The organism is Gordonia asplenii (genome assembly GCF_012933505.1).
GTDB classification, from domain to species: Bacteria; Actinomycetota; Actinomycetes; order Mycobacteriales; family Mycobacteriaceae; genus Gordonia; species Gordonia asplenii.
Genome location: NZ_JABBNB010000002.1, coordinates 27,210 through 48,641, shown reverse-complemented (window position 1 = coordinate 48,641; position 21,432 = coordinate 27,210). Strand labels below are relative to the sequence as shown.

1 protein-coding gene (cut by a window edge) is annotated in these 21,432 nt (G+C 68.4%); it reads right to left on the bottom strand.

All coding sequences use genetic code 11. The annotated features are described in order from the left end of the window. Positions 1-21,432 carry the beginning of a non-ribosomal peptide synthase/polyketide synthase gene (locus HH308_RS02495; RefSeq protein WP_170192600.1) on the bottom strand. It extends 26,961 nt beyond the left edge of the window, so only the first 21,432 of its 48,393 coding nucleotides appear in the window; it begins with the start codon at positions 21,430-21,432; its stop codon lies off the left edge, out of view.

Below are 21,432 nucleotides of genomic sequence, written 5' to 3'. Positions count from 1 at the left end.
CAACCGTTCGATCGGGTTCGACATATCGAGCGGAAGATAGCCGGCACCGGACTTGAGGACACCCAGGATGCCGGCGACGAGATCGACCGATCGTGCGGTTGCCACCGCGACCAGATCACCGGGTCGCACGCCACGTGCGATGAGTGCCGCGGCGATCGCCGACGACCGACGATCGAGTTCGGCGTAGGACAGCGTCACGTCCAGCGCCGAGACGGCAGGCGAGCCGAGGTGCGCGCTCGCCGATTCCGCGAACAGCTCACCGAGTGAGCGCCCGGCGTTCACGGTGTCGACGATCGGCGCGGGCAACGCGGCCAGGGCGGCCCGCTCGGCACTCGATACCAGGTCGACGTCGCCGATCGGCCGCTGCGGTGCCGCCGCGGCATCGGAGATCAAGGTGACCATTCGGGCTGCGATCGACTCCGCCGTCGCGACGGTGAACAGATCGGTGGCGAAAATCAGCTCACCACGGTAGCCGCCGTCCGCGGCGCGGCCGATCACGAAATTCAGATCGGCCTTCGCCGATACCGCACCCGGATCTACGGGCGTGACGGTGAGTCCGTCCAACTCGACGGCCGCGGGTTCGTGCTGGTCGAAAGTGAACAGCGTCTGGGCAAGTGGCACAAACGCTTCCGATCGCACCGGATTCACCGCGTCGACGACCGCCTCGAACGGCACATCGGCGTTGCTCAGGGCGGCGAGATCGACGTCGGCGACGTGCACGATCAGGTCGTCGAACGACATCGCACTGCTGATGTCGGTGCGCAGTACCAGGGTGTTGACGAACATGCCGATAAGCGGCTCGAGCACCGGCTGACTGCGTCCGGCGATCGGAATCGCGACCGCGATGTCCGACGTCCCCGACAACCGCGCCAACAGCGCGGCGATCGCCGCATGAACCACGACGAACTCGGTGGTGCCATGCCGCTTGGCCAATTCCGCGACCGCAGACCGTACCTTCGCCGAGATCGCCAACGGCACCGAGCCGCCCGCCATCGACGCGACCGGCGGACGGGTGAAATCGGTCGGCAACCCCAGCACGTCCGGCAACGCGGTCAGCTGGCGACGCCAGTAGTCGACCTGCCGTCCGGCGAGCGACCCGCTGTCGGCGACATCGCCCAGCACGTCACGCTGCCACAGCGCGAAGTCGGCGTACTGCACGGGCAGCGCCGCCCATCCGGGCACATGCCCGGCGGCGCGGGCCGCGTAGGCCGTCAAGACGTCCGCCAGCAACGGTGTGAACGATTCTCCGTCAGCCGCGACGTGATGCAAGACCACGACGAGCAACTGATCGCCCGACTCGACGTCGAGCAGCGCTGCGCGCACGGGCAATTGCCGTGACACATCGAACGGCCTGGTGACCAACTCGACAATCACCTCGCGGGCCGCCGAGTCGTCGGCGACCGACGTGTGAGTCCAGTCCAGCTCGGACCGGGCGGTGTTCAGACTCTGCAGCCGGGCGACCGGCTCGCCGTCAGCCGCCTGTTCGAAAACAGTGCGCAAGGCCTCGTGCCGGCCCAGGACGTCGATGATCGATTCCCAGACGACAACCGGATCGACGCGACGCGACGGATCCGACGCAGCGAGACGCACGACAATCGGCAGGTTGTAGGCCGCCGACGCGGACGCGGTGAACTGGTTGATGAACCACATCCGCTGCTGGGCGAACGACAGCGGAACCGGATCCGGCCGCGGCACCAGCGCGGTGACCGGCGCCACCGCGGCGGAGTTCCCCGCCGACGCCGCGATCAACGCGCGCACACTCGGCGCCTCGAACAGCTCGCGCACCGACACCTCGACGCCGAGCGCCTCGCCGGCCCGCGCGGCCACCCGCATCGCCGACAGCGAGTTGCCGCCGAGATCGAAGAACGACTCGGTGACACTGACCCGCTCGACGCCGAGCACGTCGGCGAACACCTCGGCCAGTGCTTGCTCCTGCGCCGACCCGGCCTCGACGAACTCGTCGGCCACCGCACCGAAATCGGGCTCCGGCAACGCCTTCCGGTCCAGTTTGCCCGCCGTGTTCAACGCGATGTCGTCGAGGACCATCCAGATCGACGGCACCATGTAGCCCGGCAACGCCTGCGCCACCGCATCTTTCACCGCCACCAGATCGACCGACGACGGTGCGACGTAGCCGACCAGATGCTGCGACCCGCCCGGACCGTCGGCGACCGTCGCGGCCGCATGCACCACACCCGGCGCCGACGCCAGCACCGATTCGATCTCACCCAACTCGATCCGCTGACCGCGCAGCTTCACCTGGAAGTCGGTGCGGCCGAGGTATTCGATGTTGCCGTCGACGGTTCGCCGCACCAGGTCACCCGTCCGGTACAACCGCTCCCCCACACCGAACGGATCGGCGATGAACCGGTCGGCGGTCAGATCGCCACGCGAGGCATACCCGCGCGCCAGTTGGACACCGCCGAGATACAACTCGCCGGGAACCCCGGCCGGCACTCGACGCAGCCGAGCGTCGAGCACCTCGGTCGACGAATTCCACACTGGCACACCGATCGGCACCGACGTATCGTGCGGTGCGACGGTGTCGATGCGCTCGAAGGTGATCTCGACGGCCGCCTCGGTGGGACCGTAAAGGTTGTAGAACAGCACCCGTGGCAGCGCGGCGCGGAGTTCGGCGGCCACCGCGGGCGGCAGCGCCTCACCGGTGGTCGACACGATCCGCACCGACGACATCGCCGAAATACGTTCGCGCCCTACGATTTCGGTGAACACCGACAGCATCGACGGCACGAAGTGGACCATCGTGGCCCCGGTCCGCTCGATCACATCGGCGACATACAGCGGATCGGTATGACCACCCGCTCGCAACACCACCAGCCGGGCGCCGATCATCAACGGCGCGAACAACTCCGGCACCGAACAGTCGAACGTGTACGGAGTCTTCTGCACCACCACGTCCGAACCGTCGATCGGCAGCTCGTCCAAGCCCCACCACAATCGGTTGACCACCGCGCGATGCGACAACGTCACACCCTTCGGCCGCCCCGTCGACCCCGACGTGAACAGTGTGTAGACGGCATTGTCCGATGACACCGGCGCACGCCGCTGCGCATCGGTGATCGGTGGCGTCGAAAGGTCGACGTCCGACGCCGCATCGACTCCGATGATCGGCAGCGCGGCAGCCGACGCCGCATCGACGGCGCCAGTGGGCTTATCCTGTGACGCCACCAGTACAGCTGCGACGTCCGCGGTCTCGAGCATGTATTGCACGCGATCACTCGGAGCATCGGTGTCGATCGGGACGTACTGGCCGCCCGCCGCCACGATCGCGTGAATCGCGACCATCATCTCCACCGACCGGCCGATCGCCACCGCGACCGCGACGTCGGGTCCTACGCCGAGCGAAATAAGTTGGCGCCCAAGGGTATTGACGCGCGCGCCGAACTCCCGGTAGGAGACCTCGCGGCCTTCGAACCACAACGCGGTGGCGTCCGGGGTGCGCTCGATCTGTGCCGCGACCTGATCGGCGATCGTTCCGGCGGGAACCGTGGCATCGGCGCCGACGGAGTTGCGCAGGCTCGCCCGAATCTGATCCGCGGAGGCCAGCGGCACGTCGGCGATGAGCGTGGACGCGTCGGCCGCGATCGCGGTGAGAATGCTCAGCACGCAGTCGGCGAACACGGCGATCTGCTCATCGCTGAAGGCACCCGGCAGGTACTTCAGCCGGACCGTCAGCCGGTCGCCCTCGGGTGCGGTCACCATATTCAGCGGGTAGTGCGTGGAGTCGCTCAGCGCGACGTCGGTGATGCCGAGGCCGCCGGGCACGGATGCGTCGGCGCTCTCCAACGACGAGGCGTCGACCGGATAGGACTCGTGGATGGTCAGCGTGTCGAACCCGATGGGCACTCCGGTTGCGGTGGCGATCTGCGACAGGCTCAGATGCTGATGATCGAGTACCGCGATCTTGTCGGCCTGCAGCTTTCCCAGCACCTCCCCGATGCTCGCCGCGGGGTCGACGTCGACGACGGCCGGCAGGGTGTTGATGAACAGGCCGATCATCGATTCGACGCCGTCGAGGTCGGCGGGACGACCGGAGACGGTTTCACCGAAGGTGACCACCTGGTTTCCGGTCAACCGGGACAACAGCAGCGCCCAGCCTAGTTGGAGGACGGTCGACAGGGTGGCGCCGTGGCTGCGCCCCGCGGCCGCCAGTGCCTCGGTCAGATCGGCGGGCAGCGAGATCTCGTAGTCGCGCGGCAGCAGTCCGTCGGTGGCCGCGACGCCGGTGCTCACCAGCGTCGGACCCTCCACCGGTGCAAGGACTTTGCTCCACGCGCCGGCTGCGGCGTCGTCGTCGCGGGCGGCGACCAGCTTGAGGTAGTCACCGAAGTCGCCCGCGCCCGGACCGGCCGCCTGCGAGGTGTAGGTGTTTCCCGTCGAGTAGACGGCGAGCACGTCGGCCAAGACCAGCGGGCCCGACCATCCGTCGAGGATCAGGTGGTGGTTGGTGGCGATGAGGGTCGCCGAATCTCCGTGGCGCACCAGGACGAAGCGCAGCAGCGGCGGTTGCGTGAGGTCGAAGGGCAGTACGCGCTGCTCGTCGGTGATCTCGGCGACTCGCGCGGCGACGCTCGCCGCGTCGACGTCACCGAGATCGATGACGCTCCACGGCAATTCGACGGTGTCGGCGACCACCGCGACGGCCGCGCCGCTCGCGGTGGTGACGAAGCCGGACCGCATCACCCGGTGCTCGTCGAGAACCCGTTGCCCGGCGGCGCGCAGTCGATCGGCGTCGACACCGTTGCCCAGCGTCAGAACCGCTTGTGCCACATAGACATCGATGGCGCCCGAGACTTCGGAGGCCAGTTCCGACTGGAAGTACAGACCGCCCTGCAGCGGCGACAGCGGCCAGACGTCGGCGCCCGGGTAGCGCGTCGCGAGGGTGTCGAGGTCGGCCTGCGTGATGCCGCTCGCCGGGACGTCGGACGGTGAAAGTCCCGGTGTGCCACCGTCTTCGACGAATGCGGCGATGTCGGCGAGTTCGGCCGACCACCGCGTCGCGATGTCGGCGACGTCGTGTTCGGAGAGCACCCCGGTCGGGAAGGTCATCGTTGCGACGAGTCGGCGTGCTCCCGCGACGGAGCGCACGCCGGCGTTGATGGTCAGCGCCGCCTGCGCGGCCATGCCGCCGGCCGGTGAGCCGGGGAACGACGGCGCATCGGCGGTGGTGAACGGAATGACGTCGGCGGTGTCGCGGCCGCCCGCCACGCCGAGATAGTTGAAGACGATCGACGGCATCGGGCGATCGGCGAGCGCGGTGTCGGCGTGGTAGCGCAGCCAGCCGAAGCCGATACCCGAATCCGGTTGTCCCAGCCGCTGTTCCTTGGCGGCCTTCACCGCGTGGACCGGGTCGGCGCCTGGATCCAGGCGCATCGGTGCGATCGACGTGAACCAGCCGACCGACCGGGACAGATCCGCGCGGGCGGCGTTCGGCCCGGTGGCCAGCACCTCCTCGTAGCGGCCATGCCCCTCGAGCAGCACACCGATCGGATCGTCGTCGACGATCCCCCGGGCCGCCTGCCACGACCGCACCGCACGCGCGAGGCCGGCCAGCAACGCGTCATTCACGTTGCCGCCGAACGCTTCTGGCACCGCGGTCAGCAGCGACTCGGTGACGTCCGCGTCCACGCGGTGCTCGATGGTCCGCGCGGTGTGTCCGCGGTCGCGCGACTTGTCGAGTGCCACACCGAAATCGGTGGGCGCGTCGCGCAGCGTTCGCAGCCAGTAGTCGACCTCGCCCGTACGGCCCGGCGTCGTCGCGGCCAGTGCGGCGAGCCAGGCGCGCTGCGATGTTCCGGTGTCGCGCAGGGCATATGCGATGCCCGCACCGCGCTGTGCCCACGCGGTGATGAGGTCTTCGATGATGGTCTGCCAGGACACGGCGTCGACGCCGATGTGATGGATTGCCAACACGATTCGGCCGGTGCCGGTCGGGTCGGTGACGAGCACCGCGTGTACGAGGGTGCCCGATGCGGGGTCGAGTTCGCTCGACGCGCGGGCGTGCGCGGCAAGGAGGTCTGCGTCGAACTGCTCGGTGCCAACGGTCGCGGTCGACGCCGCGACCGAGACGATCGGCCGCTGGTCGGTCGTCTCGCCGGTCCGGCGTGTGCCGGCGACGAGTTCCCATTCGCCTGCGGCGTCGCGGTCTAGGCGCGCCGACAGCATCGGGTGGTGGTCGATGACCACGCCGAGTACCTCGTCCAGTGATTCCGCGGTGAGTTCGGCCGGGGCGATCAGCGCGGCCGCTTGCGAGTAGTCGGCGAAATCGGTTGGCGTATCTGAGTATTCGAGCATCCAGGACACCACCGGCGGCAGTTCGACGGCACCGGACGCGCCGCCGTCGAGCTCGGCCAGGGCGGGCAGTGCCTGCCCTCCGCCGGCGATCGCGCGCGCCATGTCGCGCACGGTCTTCAGCTCGAAGATCTGTCGTGGTGAGAGGCCGTGACCGGCGGCCCGCATCGCCGAGGCGAGCTGGATCGACATGATCGAGTCGCCGCCGAGCGCGAAGAACGACTCGGTGACGCTGACCCGCTCGAGTCCCAGTAGCCCGGCGACGACAGTCGCCAACTGCTCTTCCAGTTCGCCGACGGGGGCGACGTAGTCGGTGTCCAGCGACCCGAAATCGGGGGCGGGTAGGGCGCGGCGGTCGATCTTACCCGCACTATTGAGCGCGATATCGTCGAGCACCGTCCACACCGACGGCACCATATACGACGGCAACGCCTGCCCCACAACAGTTCTCAATACCTCCACATCCACCGACACCGGCGACACATACGCCACCAAATGCTGCGCACCCGACGGCGTCGACGCCACCGTCACCGCAGCCTTCACCACCCCAGCAGCCCCAGCCAACACCGACTCGATCTCACCCAACTCGATCCGCTGACCACGCAACTTCACCTGAAAATCGGTACGACCCAAATACTCGACCTCACCACCGGCATTCCAGCGCACCAAATCACCCGTACGATACAACCGCGAACCAACCACACCGAACGGATCAGCGACAAACCGCTCAGCAGTCAAGCCGGACTGCCCCGCATAACCACGCGCGATCTGCACCCCACCCAGATACAACTCACCCGGAACCCCCACCGGCACCGGACGCAACCGCGCATCCAACACCAGCGTCTCCGTATTCCACACCGGCGCACCAATAGACACCACCGCCGGCGCGTCAGACACATCCGCCCACGACACCTCCACCGCCGCCTCCGTCGGACCAAACAAATTGTGGATACCGACATGCGGCCACACCGCATGCGCCTTACCCACCACCGCCGGCGGCAACGCCTCACCAGAAGCGAACACCCACTTCAACGAGGTCAACGCCGACAACCGCTCCGAGGCAACCACCTCCAAAAACACCGACAACATCGACGGCACAAAATGCACCGACGTCGCCGCCGACTCCGCCAACAGGTCGACGAGATACTCCGGATCGGTATGCCCACCCGGCCGAGCGATCACCACAGTCGCACCCGCCAACACCGGAGCGAACAACTCCGGCACCGACACATCAAACGTAAACGGCGTCTTCAACACCACCCGATCAGCCGCCGAAAGCCCGAACGTGTCAATCCCCCACACCAACCGGTTCAACACCGACCGATGCGACACCGTCACACCCTTCGGCCGACCCGTCGACCCCGACGTGAACAACGTATAAACCGCATCATCAGCCCGCAACGGCGCCAACCGATCCGCATCCGACACCGACCGCACCGACACATCGACATCCCCCGACCCGTCCACCTCCACCACGCGCACCGAATCACCCAACGCCGCAACCGACTCCGGCACCACCCCAGCCGCCGTCACCACAATCCGGACGTCCGCGACCGACACCATGTACTCCACCCGATCCACCGGAACCGCCGGATCAATCGGCACATACTGCCCACCCGCAGCCACCACAGCATGAATCGCGACAACCATCTCCACACCACGATCAACAGCCACACCCACCGCCACATTCGGCCCCACACCCGCCGAAATCAACCCGCGCGCAAGCACATTCACCCGAGCACCGAACTCGGCGACAGACACACCACGCCCCTCAAACCACAACGCCGTCCCCGCACCAGCCCCAGCCAACCCCGCAACAACCGCATCAGCAACCGTCACCGACGCGACGTCCACCGAGTCACCGGTCGAGCGCGCGATGGCGGCGGCGCGCTCGGCGTCACCCAGCCATGCGGCGTCGCCGACCGGCGCGTGCGGTGCGGCGGTCAGTTCGGTGAGCAGACTCACGAATCGCCGCATCATCGCCGCGACGGTGGCGGCGTCGAAGAGATCTGTGGCGTAGATCGCGGTTCCCGACCATCGCTCACCCGCATCGGACGAGCGCACCACGACCGACAGGTCCAGCTGAGCGGGAACGATGTCGACGTCGTATTCACTGATCTCGACGCCGTCGACGACGGTTGCCGCCGAGTGTGCCGAGGCGGCCGGGTCGAGCGAGAGCATCACCTGCGCGAGCGGCGAAAACGCTTCGGAGCGAACAGGATCCAGGGCATCGACGACGACCTCGAAAGGCACGTCGGCATGGGCGAACCCATCCATGTCCGACGTGCGGACCCGCTCGAGTACGGCGGCGAAATCGTCGGCGACACCCACGTGGGTACGCAGCACCAGGGTGTTGACGAACATGCCGACCAGCGGGTCGAGCACTCGCTGACCGCGGCCTGCCACCGGCGTGGCGATGGCGATGTCATCGGTCGCCGACAGCCGCGACAGCAGCACGGCCAGCGCGGCATGAAACACCATGAACGGCGTCGCCCCATGAGCGCGGGCGAGATCGGCGACCGCGGTGGTGACCTCGGCGGGAATGTCGAACGACGCGGTGGCGCCGTGATGCGACGCGATCAGCGGGCGCGGGCGGTCGGTCGGCAGTTCCAGAACGTCGGGAAGGCCCGCCAGCTGAGTCTTCCAGTAGGCGAGCTGGCGCCCGATCACCGACTCCGGGTCGTCGGGCGAACCGAGTACCGAGTGCTGCCAGATCGCGAAGTCGGCGAACTGGACGTCGAGCGGCACGAAGTCGGGGGTGCGGCCCTGCGCGCGGGCCGAGTAGGCGGCGACGATGTCGGTGACCAGCGGCAGCATCGACTCACCGTCGGTGGCGATGTGATGAACGACGAGCGCGAAGACGTGCTCGTCGTCGCTCACCGACCACAGACGTGCGCGCAGCGGCGCGCGCAGCGCGACGTCGAAGCCCTCGACGACGTCGGCGAACAGTTCGTCCCGCGATCCGACGCTACGCCAGTCCAGTTGGTGCTCAACCGAATCGGCAACACCGATGACCTGCACCGGCCCGCCGTCGACGGACGGGAAGGTGGTGCGCAACACCTCGTGCCGGATCACCGCGTCGACTACCGCGGCGCGCAGCGCCGCCACGTCGAGCGGTCCGGTCAGCCGCAGCACCGCGGGGATGTTGTACGTGGAGTCGCCGGGCTCGAACTGGTTGATGAACCACATCCGCGCCTGAGCGAAGGACAGCGGGATGCGATCGGGCCGCGGGAGGACCGCGGTGATCGGCGCGAGCGCCGCCTCGCCCCGTTGGGCGATCGCCGCCAGGTGCCGAATCGTGTTCGCCTCGAACACATCTCGGACCGACAGGTTGACTCCGAGGGCTTCGCTCGCACGGGCGGCCACCCGCATGGCCGACAGCGAGTTGCCGCCGACGTCGAAGAACGATGCCGTCACCGATACCCGTTCCACGCCGAGCACGTCCGCCACCACAGCGGCGAGCGTTTCCTCGGCAGCCGTGGCAGGCGCGACGAATTCGTCCGTGGCACCGAAGTCGGGTTCAGGCAGGGCCCGGCGATCGAGTTTGCCCGCGGAATTGAGTTGCACATCGTCGAAGGGCACCCAGACGGTGGGCACCATGTAGCTTGCCAGCGCCTGTGCCACCGACTCCTTCACCGCGTCGAGATCGACTCGCGACGGCGAGAGGTAGCCGACGAGGTGTTGCCCGCCGGCCGGTGTGTCGATCACCGTCGCCGCCGCATGCACCACCCCGGGCGCCGCGGCGAGCGCGGACTCGATCTCGCCGAGTTCGATGCGCTGCCCGCGCAGCTTCACCTGGAAGTCGGTGCGCCCCAGGTATTCCAGGACGCCGTCGGCGCGACGACGAACCAAGTCGCCGGTCCGGTAGAGGCGTTCACCCGCACCGAACGGGTCGGCGACGAATCGCTCCGCCGTCAGATCGCCGCGCGACGCATAGCCGCGTGCCAGTTGGACACCGCCGAGGTAGAGCTCACCCGCGACACCGTCGGGAACGCGGTGCAGACGTGTATCGAGGACCAGCGTCGACGTGTTCCACACCGGCACACCGATCGGCACCGACGAATCGGCGGCCGACACACCTTCGATGCTGATGTCGGTCACCTGAACCGCGGCCTCGGTGGGCCCGTACTGGTTGTGCATCAACACGCCGGTTTGATGCGTTCGGGTCGCCACCGGAAGCAGCCGCAGCAGTTCGGCGCCCACCGCGGGCGGCAACGCCTCACCGGTGGCCACGACGATCCGCATCCACGACATCGCCGCGATACGTTCGGGTCCGACGATTTCGATGAACACCGACAACATCGACGGCACGAACTGCACCATCGTCGTGCGGGTGCGCTCGATCTCCTGTGCGACGACGATCGGGTCGAGGTGAGCGTCGGCGGGCAGGATGGTGAGCCGCGCACCGGCGAACAACGTGGCGAAGAGCTCGGGCACCGACACGTCGAAGGTGTACGGCGTCTTGAGCATCACGGTGTCGGTCGCGTCGATGGGCAACTCCTGCAGGCCCCACCACAACCTGTTCAGCACAGCGCGGTGCGACAGCGTGACTCCCTTGGGGCGTCCGGTCGACCCCGAGGTGAACAGAGTGTAGGCCGAATTATCTTCGGTCAGAACGGAATTGCGTTCGGCATCGCCGAACAGCGCCGACGCCGGATCCGCGGGTGCGACGTCGACGTCGACCACCGGGATGCCTCGGTCGGCTGCGGTAGCCGTCGCGGCGGCGCTCGCCGTCCGATCACCGACCAGCAGCGCGACGACGTTCGCCGTGTCGAACATGTAGGCCACGCGGTCCGCAGGTGCGGTCACATCGACCGGGACGTACTGTCCGCCCGCCGCGACTACCGCATGGACGGCCACCACCATTTCGACGGTGCGCTCCATCGCCACCGCTACCGCCGATTCCGGTCCGATTCCCACCGAAACCAGTTGCCGCGCAAGCGTACTGACCGATGCACCGAATTGCGCATACGACAGACTCCGGCCCTGATACTCGAGGGCGGGTGCGTCCGGCGTGGCGGTGATCTGAGCTGCGACGGCATCCCAGAGCGTCTGACCCGCCGCGACACCGACGGTGTCGCCGCGTTCGGCACGTTCGATCGTGACGTCTTCGCCGGCGAGTGTGAGCACGGCGTCGCCGATCGACATCGTCGGAGCGTCGAGCAACTGGTCGAGGAGACTGACGAACCGGGCGTGCACGTCCGCGATCGTCGCCTCATCGAAAAGGTCTGTCGCATAAACGATCTCGGTCTCCCACGCGGCAGCGTCCGAGGCGGTGGAGACGATGAGGGTCAGGTCGAGTTGAGCGCCGACGACGCCCGGGTCGAGCGGCGTGATCCGCACACCGGTGAGTTCGGCGCCGTCGCCCAGACCGGCCGCCGGGTCGAGCGACAGCATCACCTGTGCGAGCGGTGCGAATGCTTCGGACCGGATCGGGTTGACGCGTTCGACGACCGATTCGAACGGTACGTCGGCATTGCCGAAGGCGTCCAGGTCCGTCGTGCGGGCGGCCGCGAGCAACGCGGTGAAGTCGGTTGCGGGCTCCACCTGCGTACGCAGCACCAGCGTGTTGACGAACATTCCGACGACCGGGTCGAGCACCGCCTGGCCTCGGCCGGCGACGGGCGTCGCGATGGCGATGTCGGTCGAGGCCGACAGTCGAGCCAGGAGCACCGCGAGGGCACTGTGCAGGACGATGAACGGTGTCACGCCGTGTTCGCGCGCCACCTCGCCGATCCTCGATGCGACGGTCGCCGGGATCTGCGCGCAGTAGCGCGCGCCGCGCCGAGTCGCGACTGCCGGGCGTGGTCGATCGGATGGCAGGTCCAGCACGCCGGGCAGACCCGCGAGTTGACGCTGCCAATACCGCAGTTGCTCTCCGACGACGCTGTCGGCATCGTCGGGCGACCCCAGCTCGGTGTGCTGCCAAACAGCGAAGTCGGCGAACTGCACCGCGAGCGGCGCAAAGGTCGGGAGTTCGCCCGCCGCCCGGGCTGCGTACGCCGTGACCAGGTCACCGACCAGCGGTGTCATCGATTCACCGTCGGCACCGATGTGATGAGTGACCACCGCGAGGACGTACTCGGTCGGCGATACCGTGAGCAATCGCACGCGTATCGGCCACTGCGCGGTGACGTCGAAACCGGTCATCACCGCGGCCTCGATGTCAGCCTGCGACGACGCCGCCGCCCAGACACCGCTGGCGTCGAACGCCGACACGTCGTCGATCTGCTGGAACGGCTCGCCGCCGTCCGCGGGGAACCGGGTACGCAGGATCTCGTGCCGCGCCACGACGTCGGTGACCGCGGCGCGCAGCGCCTCGACGTCGAGGTCGCCGGTCAGCCGGAGCACCGCGGGGATGTTGTACACCGCCGATGCCGGCTCGAAGCGGTTGATGAACCACATTCGCTGCTGCGCGAACGACAGTGGGATACGGTCCGGGCGGGGCTCGGCGGCGACGATCGGCGCGAAGGCGACGTCGTCGGACAGTGCGGTCGCAGCGAGTTCACGCACCGTCGGCGCGTCGAAGACATCCCGGATCGACAGCTGCGCGCCGAGGGCTTCGCCTACACGTGCTGTCAACCTGGTCGCGGAGAGCGAGTTTCCACCGAGGTCGAAGAACGATGCCGTCGCCGAAACCTCGGTGATTCCGAGCAGATCCGCGAATATCTCGGCGACAGCTCGTTCGGCTGCGGTCGCCGGTTCGACGTATTCGCCCGCCTCGAACTCCGGCTCGGGCAGAGCTGCCTTGTCCAGCTTGCCCACCGGGGTGAGCGGCAGGGCGTCGAGCACCATGATCGACCCGGGCACCATGTGAGCGGGCAGACGCGCGCCCGCGAATGCTCGCAAGTCGGCGACGTCTAGCGACTGCGCGCCACCCACCACGTAGGCCGCCAGTGCGGTCGCGATCGATCCGCCGACACCGACGACTACTGATGAGCGCACCGCGGGATGCTCGGCGAGCACCGCTTCGATCTCGCCCAGCTCGATACGCAGCCCGCGCAGCTTGACCTGGTCGTCGCTGCGCCCGGAATACTCCAGTTCGGGGCGTCGTGCGTCGTCGAGGCGCCAGCGCACCACGTCGCCGGTGCGGTACATCCGGGAACCGGGTGCACCGAAGGGATTGGCGACGAAATTCTCAGCGGTCAGACCAAAACGGCCGAGGTATCCGCGGGATAATGCATTACCGATCACATAGAGCTCGCCAGGCACACCTACGGTGACCGGCCGCAGGCGATTGTCGAGGACCAACAGCCCGACACCGGCGATCGGTGGACCGAGCCGGACCGGGGCACCGACCTGCATGGGCGCACTGATCGTAACGCCGATCGTCGTTTCGGTCGGCCCGTACAGGTTCTGGATCCGCGGGCCGCGCGCCCACTCGTCCTTCAGCACCAGCGGAACCGCCTCGCCGCCGGCGTAGACCACGCGCAGCGCAGGCACCTCTGCGGGATCCATGCTCGCGAGGACGGTGGGCGTCAGGAAGGTGTGCGACACCGCTTGCCGCATCATGAAATCGGACAACGCCTGTGCACCCACCGCGTCGGACGGCCGGTAGATCAGCACACCGCCGGAGACGGTTGCGAGCAGGTACTCGAGCACCGACGCGTCGAAGCTCGGCGAGGCGAATCCGAGGATCCGCGACTGCTCGTCGGCGCCCGACATCCGTAGTTCCTCTACAGCGAAGTTCGCGAGGCCTGAGTGAGTCACGGCCACACCCTTCGGCCGGCCCGTTGACCCGGATGTGTAGATCACATACGCGATGTTGGCCGTGTTCGGTGCGGCGAGCAGCTCCGCGTCGTCGATCGGCGAATCGGAGAGACCGTCGATCTGCGCGGTATTCGCCGGGTCGTCGAGCCGAACCCAGTCGAATCCGTCGCCGGGCAGTTCGCCGACGCCGGAACCGGTGAGGCCGATCACGGCCGAGGAATCTTCGATCATTCCGGCGACACGTTCGGACGGATAGTCGGGGTCGATCGGAACGTATCCGCCGCCGGTCTTGGCCACCGCCCAGATCGCGGTGAGCAGCGTGACCGACCGTTCGAGTGCGAGCGCCACCAAGGTCTCGGGTCCGACGCCGCGTCCGATCAACCACCGGGCGAGCTGATTCGACCGTGCGTCGAGCTCGGCGTAGGTGAGGCGCCGCCCGGCGGCGTCGGTCACGGCCTGCCGGTGGGGATGCGCCGCGACAACCCGCGCGAATAGGTCACGCAGGAGCGTCGGAGCTGTACCCGGACCACCGGCGACCACCGCATCGGAGTATGAATCTACGTCGCCCGCAACGACTATCGGCTCCGGTTCCACCGGCGCCGTGGCCGACGCCAGGCCGGCGAGGCCGACTCCGGCGTCGAGGACGATGTCACCGACCGGATCGTCGGCGGCGTCGACGACGCTGCGCAGGACGGTGGAGAATTGGGCGACGAAGGTATCGATCGCGTCGCTGTCGAACAGATCGGTTGCGTAGATGATCGAGCCCGACCACGGTCCGTCGGCTGACGGCACCACGTTGACGAGAAGGTCGACGCGGGCGGGCACGGCCTCGCCGCCGACCGGGCGCACGGTGACGCCTGCCACGTGCCCACCGGCCAGCCCGGCGGCGGCAAGCTCGGGGAGCGTGAACTGATCGACGGCCAGCCACACCTGCGCGAGCGGCGCAGACGCCTTGGAGCGCACGGGATCAACCGCATCGACCACGGTGTCGAACGGCACGTCGGCATTGGCGAAAGCGGCCAGGTCCACGGCCTTGACGTCGCCGAGCAGGTCGGTGAACGACCGATGTCCGTCGATGCGCGTACGCAGGATCAGCGTGTTGACGAACATTCCGACGAGCGGATCGAGCACCGCCCGGCCACGGCCGGCGATGGGAGTGCCGACAGCGATGTCATCGCCCGCGCTCAGCCGCGCGAGCAGCACGGCGAGGGCTGCGTGCACGACCATGAAATCGGTCGCGCCGACCGCGCGGGCGAACTCGGTCACTCGGGTGCCGAGGTCCGCGGGGAACTCGAAGAGGTGCTGGGCACCCGCACCGGTGGCGACTGCGGGGCGCGGGTAGGTGGTTGGCAGGTCGATGACGTCGGGCAGTCCGGCCAGCTGAGAGGTCCAGTAGGCGACCTGCTTGCCGACCACCGACGTGGCGTCGTCGGTGCTGCCGAGCTCGCGCTGTTGCCACAGCGCGTAGTCGGCGAATTGCACTGTCAGCGGGGCGAATTCGGGCGCGTCACCGTCGTGGCGAGCCAGGTAGGCGGTGATCAGATCACCGATGAACGGAGCCGTCGACGCACCGTCGGAGGAGATGTGGTGCATGACGACGGCGACCACGTGTTCATCGGCGGATTCAGCGTACAACCGCACCCGCAGCGGGTAGTCCCGTGCGATGTCGAATCCGGTGGTGACGCTAGCGCGCAGCTGGTCGATCGAATCGACGACCTCGAAATCGAGGTTCGCCACGGCAGTCTCCGCGGCGGCTATCGATTGGTACGGTTGGCCGTCGCGCGCCGGGAACGTGGTGCGCAGCGGTTCGTGGCGTACGACGACGTCGCCGACCGCGGCACGCAACGCGGCGACGTCGAGCGGCCCGGACAGTTTCAGGACGACCGGGATGTTGTAGGCGAACGACGCGGGATCGTACTGGTTGATGAACCACATGCGTTGCTGCGCAAAGGACAACGGCACCGTGGCCGGGCGTGGATCGACGGCCGTGATCGGCGCCGACGTACCCGCGTGTCCTTCGACGGCCGGGATCAACTCCCGCACCGACGGTGCGGCGAACAGGTCGCGGACCGAGACCTCGACGCCCAGCACGTCGGCGGCGCGGGCCGCCAGTCGCATCGCCGACAGCGAGTTGCCGCCGACGTCGAAGAACGACGCGACCGCCGACACCCGCTCGACGCCGAGCACATCGGCGAAGGCCGCGGCGAGCCGGATCTCGAGGTCGCCCGCCGGCTCGACGAATTCGCTTGCCGCCGTGGTGAAATCGGGCTCGGGCAGTGCCTTGCGATCCAACTTGCCCGCGCTGTTGAGGACCACGTCGTCCAGGCGCACCCACACCGACGGCACCATGTACACCGGAAGGGATTGCGCGACGTAGGTTTTCACCTCATCGGGATCGACCGACGACGGCGAGACGAAGCCGACCAAGTGCTGGGCGCCGTCGGCGGTGTCGAGCACCGTCGCCGCCGCGTGTACCACGCCGGGTGCCGCGGCGATCGCCGCCTCGATCTCGCCGAGCTCGATGCGCTGACCGCGCAGCTTCACCTGGAAGTCGGTGCGGCCCAGGTATTCCAGCACACCGTCGGCCCGACGGCGCACGAGGTCGCCGGTCCGGTAGAGCCGAGCGCCCGGCGCCCCGAACGGATCGGCCACGAAGCGATCTGCGGTCAGGTCACCGCGCGAGGCATAGCCACGCGCCAGCTGGACGCCGCCGAGATACAACTCGCCCGCGACTCCGTCCGGTACCCGATGCAGTCGCGAATCGAGCACGACCGCAGACGAATTCCACACCGGCACACCGATCGGCACCGACGGCTCGGCCGCGGACACCTCGCGGATGTCCCGATAGGTGATCTCCACGGCGGCCTCGGTCGGGCCGTACAGGTTGTAGAACAGTACTCCGGTTTCGGGCGCGGAATGCCGACCTCGACGCGCGGCGGCAGCCGGCCACGCGGAGCGGACATCCGCGGCCACCGCGGGCGGCAACGCCTCACCCGTCGTCGACACGATCCGCACCGACGACATCCGCGACATCCGCTGGACGCCGACGACCTCGACGAACACCGACAACATCGACGGCACGAAGTGCACCATCGTCGCCGCCGTCCGTTCGATGACATCGGCGACGTACAACGGCTCCAGATGCCCGCCGTCGCGCAACACGATCATCGTCGCACCGACCATCAGCGGCGCGAACAACTCCGGCACCGACACGTCGAACGTGTACGGCGTCTTGAGAATCACGCGATCCGACGCGTCGATCGGCAACTCGTCCAACCCCCACCACAACCGGTTGAGCACCGCATCGTGCGGCAGGGTGACGCCCTTGGGTCGGCCGGTCGAGCCGGACGTGAACAGTGTGTAGATCGCCGTCTCGGGGCGGATCGGACCGAGGCGCTGCGCGTCGGTCACCGGCTCGACGCTCTGGGCAACGGCTGCCGTCGCATCGACGTCGATCACCGAGATATCAACCGCCGCAACCCAATCCGGGCGTGCTCCGGCCCGCACCAGCACGGTCGAAACGTCGGCGGTGTCGACCATGTACTGCACCCGCTCGGCGGGTGCGGAGGCGTCGATCGGCACGTACTGGCCGCCGGCGGCGACGATCGCGTGGATCGCTACGACCATCTCCACCGACCGGCCGATCGTCACACCGACCGCGACGTCGGGACCCACTCCTCGCGAGATCAATTGGCGGGCAAGGGTATTGACGCGAGCGCTGAACTCGCCGTAGGAGACTTCACGCCCTTCGAACCACAACGCCACGGCGTCCGGGGTGCGCTGCGCGGTGGCCGCGATCACCTCGGTCACCGTCGCGGTCGCCACCGGCACCGTCGGGCCCGATTCCCGCGCGGCGAGCAGTTCGCGCGCGGCGTCGGAGACCAGTGCGGCGTCGCCGACCGGACGGGACGGGGCGACGGTCAGCGCGTCGAGCAGCCGAACGAACGCCGCGGCGAAACCGTCTGCGGTCGCCGGGTCGTAGAGGTCGGTCGCGAAGATCACGGTGCCGCCCCAGTCGGCGCCGTCGGGACCCGAACGCAGGATCATCGACAGATCGAGCTGGGCGGGTACCACCGGCGGCTCGATCACGCCGAATCCGACGCCGCCCACCTCGACGTCGAGACGCTGCGCCGACGCCGCCGGGTCGAAGGACAGCATCACCTGGGCGAGTGGGGAGAACGCCTCGCTGCGCACCGGGTCGACGGTCTCCACCACCGACTCGAAGGGCACGTCGGCGTGCGCGAAAGCGTCGAGGTCGACGGTACGCACCTGCGCCAGCAGATCGATGAACGACGCCGCGCCGTCGACTGCTGTTCGCAGGACGAGCGTGTTGACGAACATGCCGACGAGATGATCGAGGGCGGCCTGGCCGCGACCGGCGATCGGCGTCGCCACCGCGACGTCGTCGGTGGTGGCGAGGCGGGCCAGCAGCACCGCGAATGCGGCGTGGACCACCATGAACGCGGTGGTGCCGGTTTCCCGGGCGAGCGCGCCCACCCGATCGGCGACGTCGGCGGGAACCGTGAAGTCGATCTGGTCGCCGCGATGGCTGGCGACCAGCGGACGCGGCCGATCGGTCGGCAGGTCGAGAGCGTCGGGCAGCCCGGCCAGTTGCCCACGCCAGTAGTCGGTCTGTTTGCCGATCACCGAGTCGGGATCGTCCGGCGTGCCCAACACTTCGTGCTGCCACAGCGCATAGTCGGCGAATTGCACTGCCAGCGGCGCGAATTCGGGTGCGGTGCCGGCGACCCGCGCGGTGTACGCCGCAACGATGTCGGTGACCAGCGGCAACATCGACTCACCGTCGGCGGCGATGTGGTGGACGACGAGCGCGAAGACATATCCGTCGCCGCCCTGCTGCTCACGCAGCAGTCGGGCGCGGACCGGCCACCGGTTGGTGACGTCGAAACCCGTTGTGACACCGGCGATCAGCTCGTCATGTGTGTCGACGATGCGCCAATCCAGTTGGCTCTCAACCGAATCCGCCGGAGAAACGACCTGCTCGGGGACCCCGTCGCGGGCCGGGAAAGTCGTACGCAGGACTTCGTGGCGCACCACGGCGTCGACGACGGCGGCGCGCAGGGCGTCGACGTCGAGGTCGCCGTCCAGCCGCAGCAGAGCGGGCAGATTGTAGGTCGACGGCCTGGCGTCGACGGCTGCGCCCGCGGTGTCGCGACTTTCGGTTTCGAATTGGTTGATGAACCACATGCGTTGCTGCGCAAAGGAAAGCGGCACCCGCTGCGGCCGCGGGTCGGCTTTGACGATAGGTGGCAGGCCGGCGTCGACGTGCCCGGACCGTTCGGCGAACGCACGCACCGTCGGCGCCTCGAACAGGTCGCGCAGGTTGAGCTCGACGCCCAGTTCGTCACACGCCCGCCCGACGATCTTCGCGGCGAGCAACGAGTTGCCGCCGACGTCGAAGACCGACTCGACGACGCTGATCTCGTCGAGTCCGAGCACCTCGGCGAAGACCCGGGCGAGCACTTCCTCGGTCGGGGTGGCCGGTGCGACGAACTCGGCCGTCGCGGTGATCACCGGCTGCGGCAACGCTTTTCGATCCAGCTTGCCGTTCACGTTCAGCGGCAGCTGCTCGAGCACCACCACGATGTCGGGCACCATGTAGTCGGGCACCTTGGTGGCCGCGGTCGCGCGGATCGCCGCGATGTCCAGTTCTGCGCCGTCGGCCTGGGCACCGACGACGTACCCGACGAGCTGATCTGGAAAGCCGGGACGCGACTTGATCGCGGCGGCCGCGGCGTTCACGCCGTCGGCGGCGAGCAGACCGGCCTCGACCTCGCCGAGCTCGATGCGGTAGCCGCGCAGCTTCACCTGATCGTCGGCGCGGCCGAGGAACTCCAGGCTGCCGTTGCGGAAGATGGCGACGTCGCCGGACTGGTACATCCGCGCGCCGGGAGCGCCGTACGGGTCGGCGACGAATCGGGTGGCGTTGAGCGCGAAGCGCCCCGCGTAGCCGCGGGCCAGTTGATCGCCGGCAAGATACAGGTCGCCGGGCACGCCGTCGGGCGCTTTGGCCAGCCGGGCGTCGAGAACGTACATCTGCGAACCGGGCAACGCGACACCGACGTCGCTGGCCACCGTCGCCTCGACGAACTCGCGCGTGAGGATGCGTCGGGTCATGTAGACGGTCGCCTCGGTGGGACCGTACATGTTGTTGAGCTGAGGACCGTCGTTGTCGTCGTAGCGGCGGCGGTCGGCGAACCAGCGTCGGACCTGCTCGAAGTCGAGGGCCTCGCCGACGAAGATCATCGACCGGACCGACTGCGGCAACCGGCCGGGTGCGGGTTCGCGGACGGCACCGGCGAGCTGGTAGAACGCCGACGGCGTGAGGTTGACGATCGTCACCGACTCCCGCTGCAGCACCTCGACGAAGAGATCGGGGGTACGGGTGGTGAGGTAGTCGAGCACGACCAGGCGACCGCCGAAGGACAGCGCCACCCAGATCTCGCCGACGGACACGTCGAAGGCGTACGACTGGAACATCGTCCACACGTCGTCGGGGGTGTAGTCGTATTCCCGGCCCATCGCCGAGAGCAGCGTCACGACGTCGGCATGGGTCACCACGACGCCCTTCGGCTTGCCGGTCGACCCCGACGTGTACATCACATACGCGGGATGAGCGCCGTCGACGCGGCTGGGAATCGCGGCGCGTGTCGTGTCGGTGCCGCGGGCGATCGTGTCGTCGACGGTGGCCAGCGCCACCGGCAGTTCGTTCCACGCGCCTGCCGTCTCGGCGTCGGTGAGGGCGAGAACCGGTCGAGCGTCGGCGACGATGGCCGCCAGCCGATCCACCGGATGCGACCGGTCCAGCGGCAGATAGGCGGCGCCGGTCTTGACCACCGCGAGCAGCGCGACGATCAGCTCCGCGGTGCGCGGCAACGCCACACCGACGAGGGTCTCGACGCCCGCGCCGGCGGCGATGAGCCCCGCGGCGAGGGCGTCGGAGCGCTCGTCGAGTTCGGCGTAGGTCAGTTGTGCGCCCGCCATGTCGCTCAGCGCGACCCGCTCGCCCAACCGCGCCGCGACAGACCGGAAGATGCCCGGCAGTGAGCCGAAGTCTGTCGTGCCGGTTGACGCTATGGCCGCAGCGCGCAGATCCGCGATGGCCCGTTGGGTGGCCGCCGCGATCTCCGCCGGTTGACGCCCGGGCGACACCGCGGGGGTGACCGCGGCACCGACCGCGACGTCGGGGTCGAGTCCCTGGGCGGCGAAGACCTCCGCCAGTGCGGCGACCTGTGTCTGAAGCTGACCGAACGTCACCGGGCCGGCGGCCCCCGCGAAGGCGACCGCCGCCGGGTCGGCGGCGGCGGCGAAGGCGATCAAGTCGGCGCTCGCCGACTCCGATCCCCAGACTCGCGAAAATGCGGCGGCCAGCGTTTCAAAATCAGACAC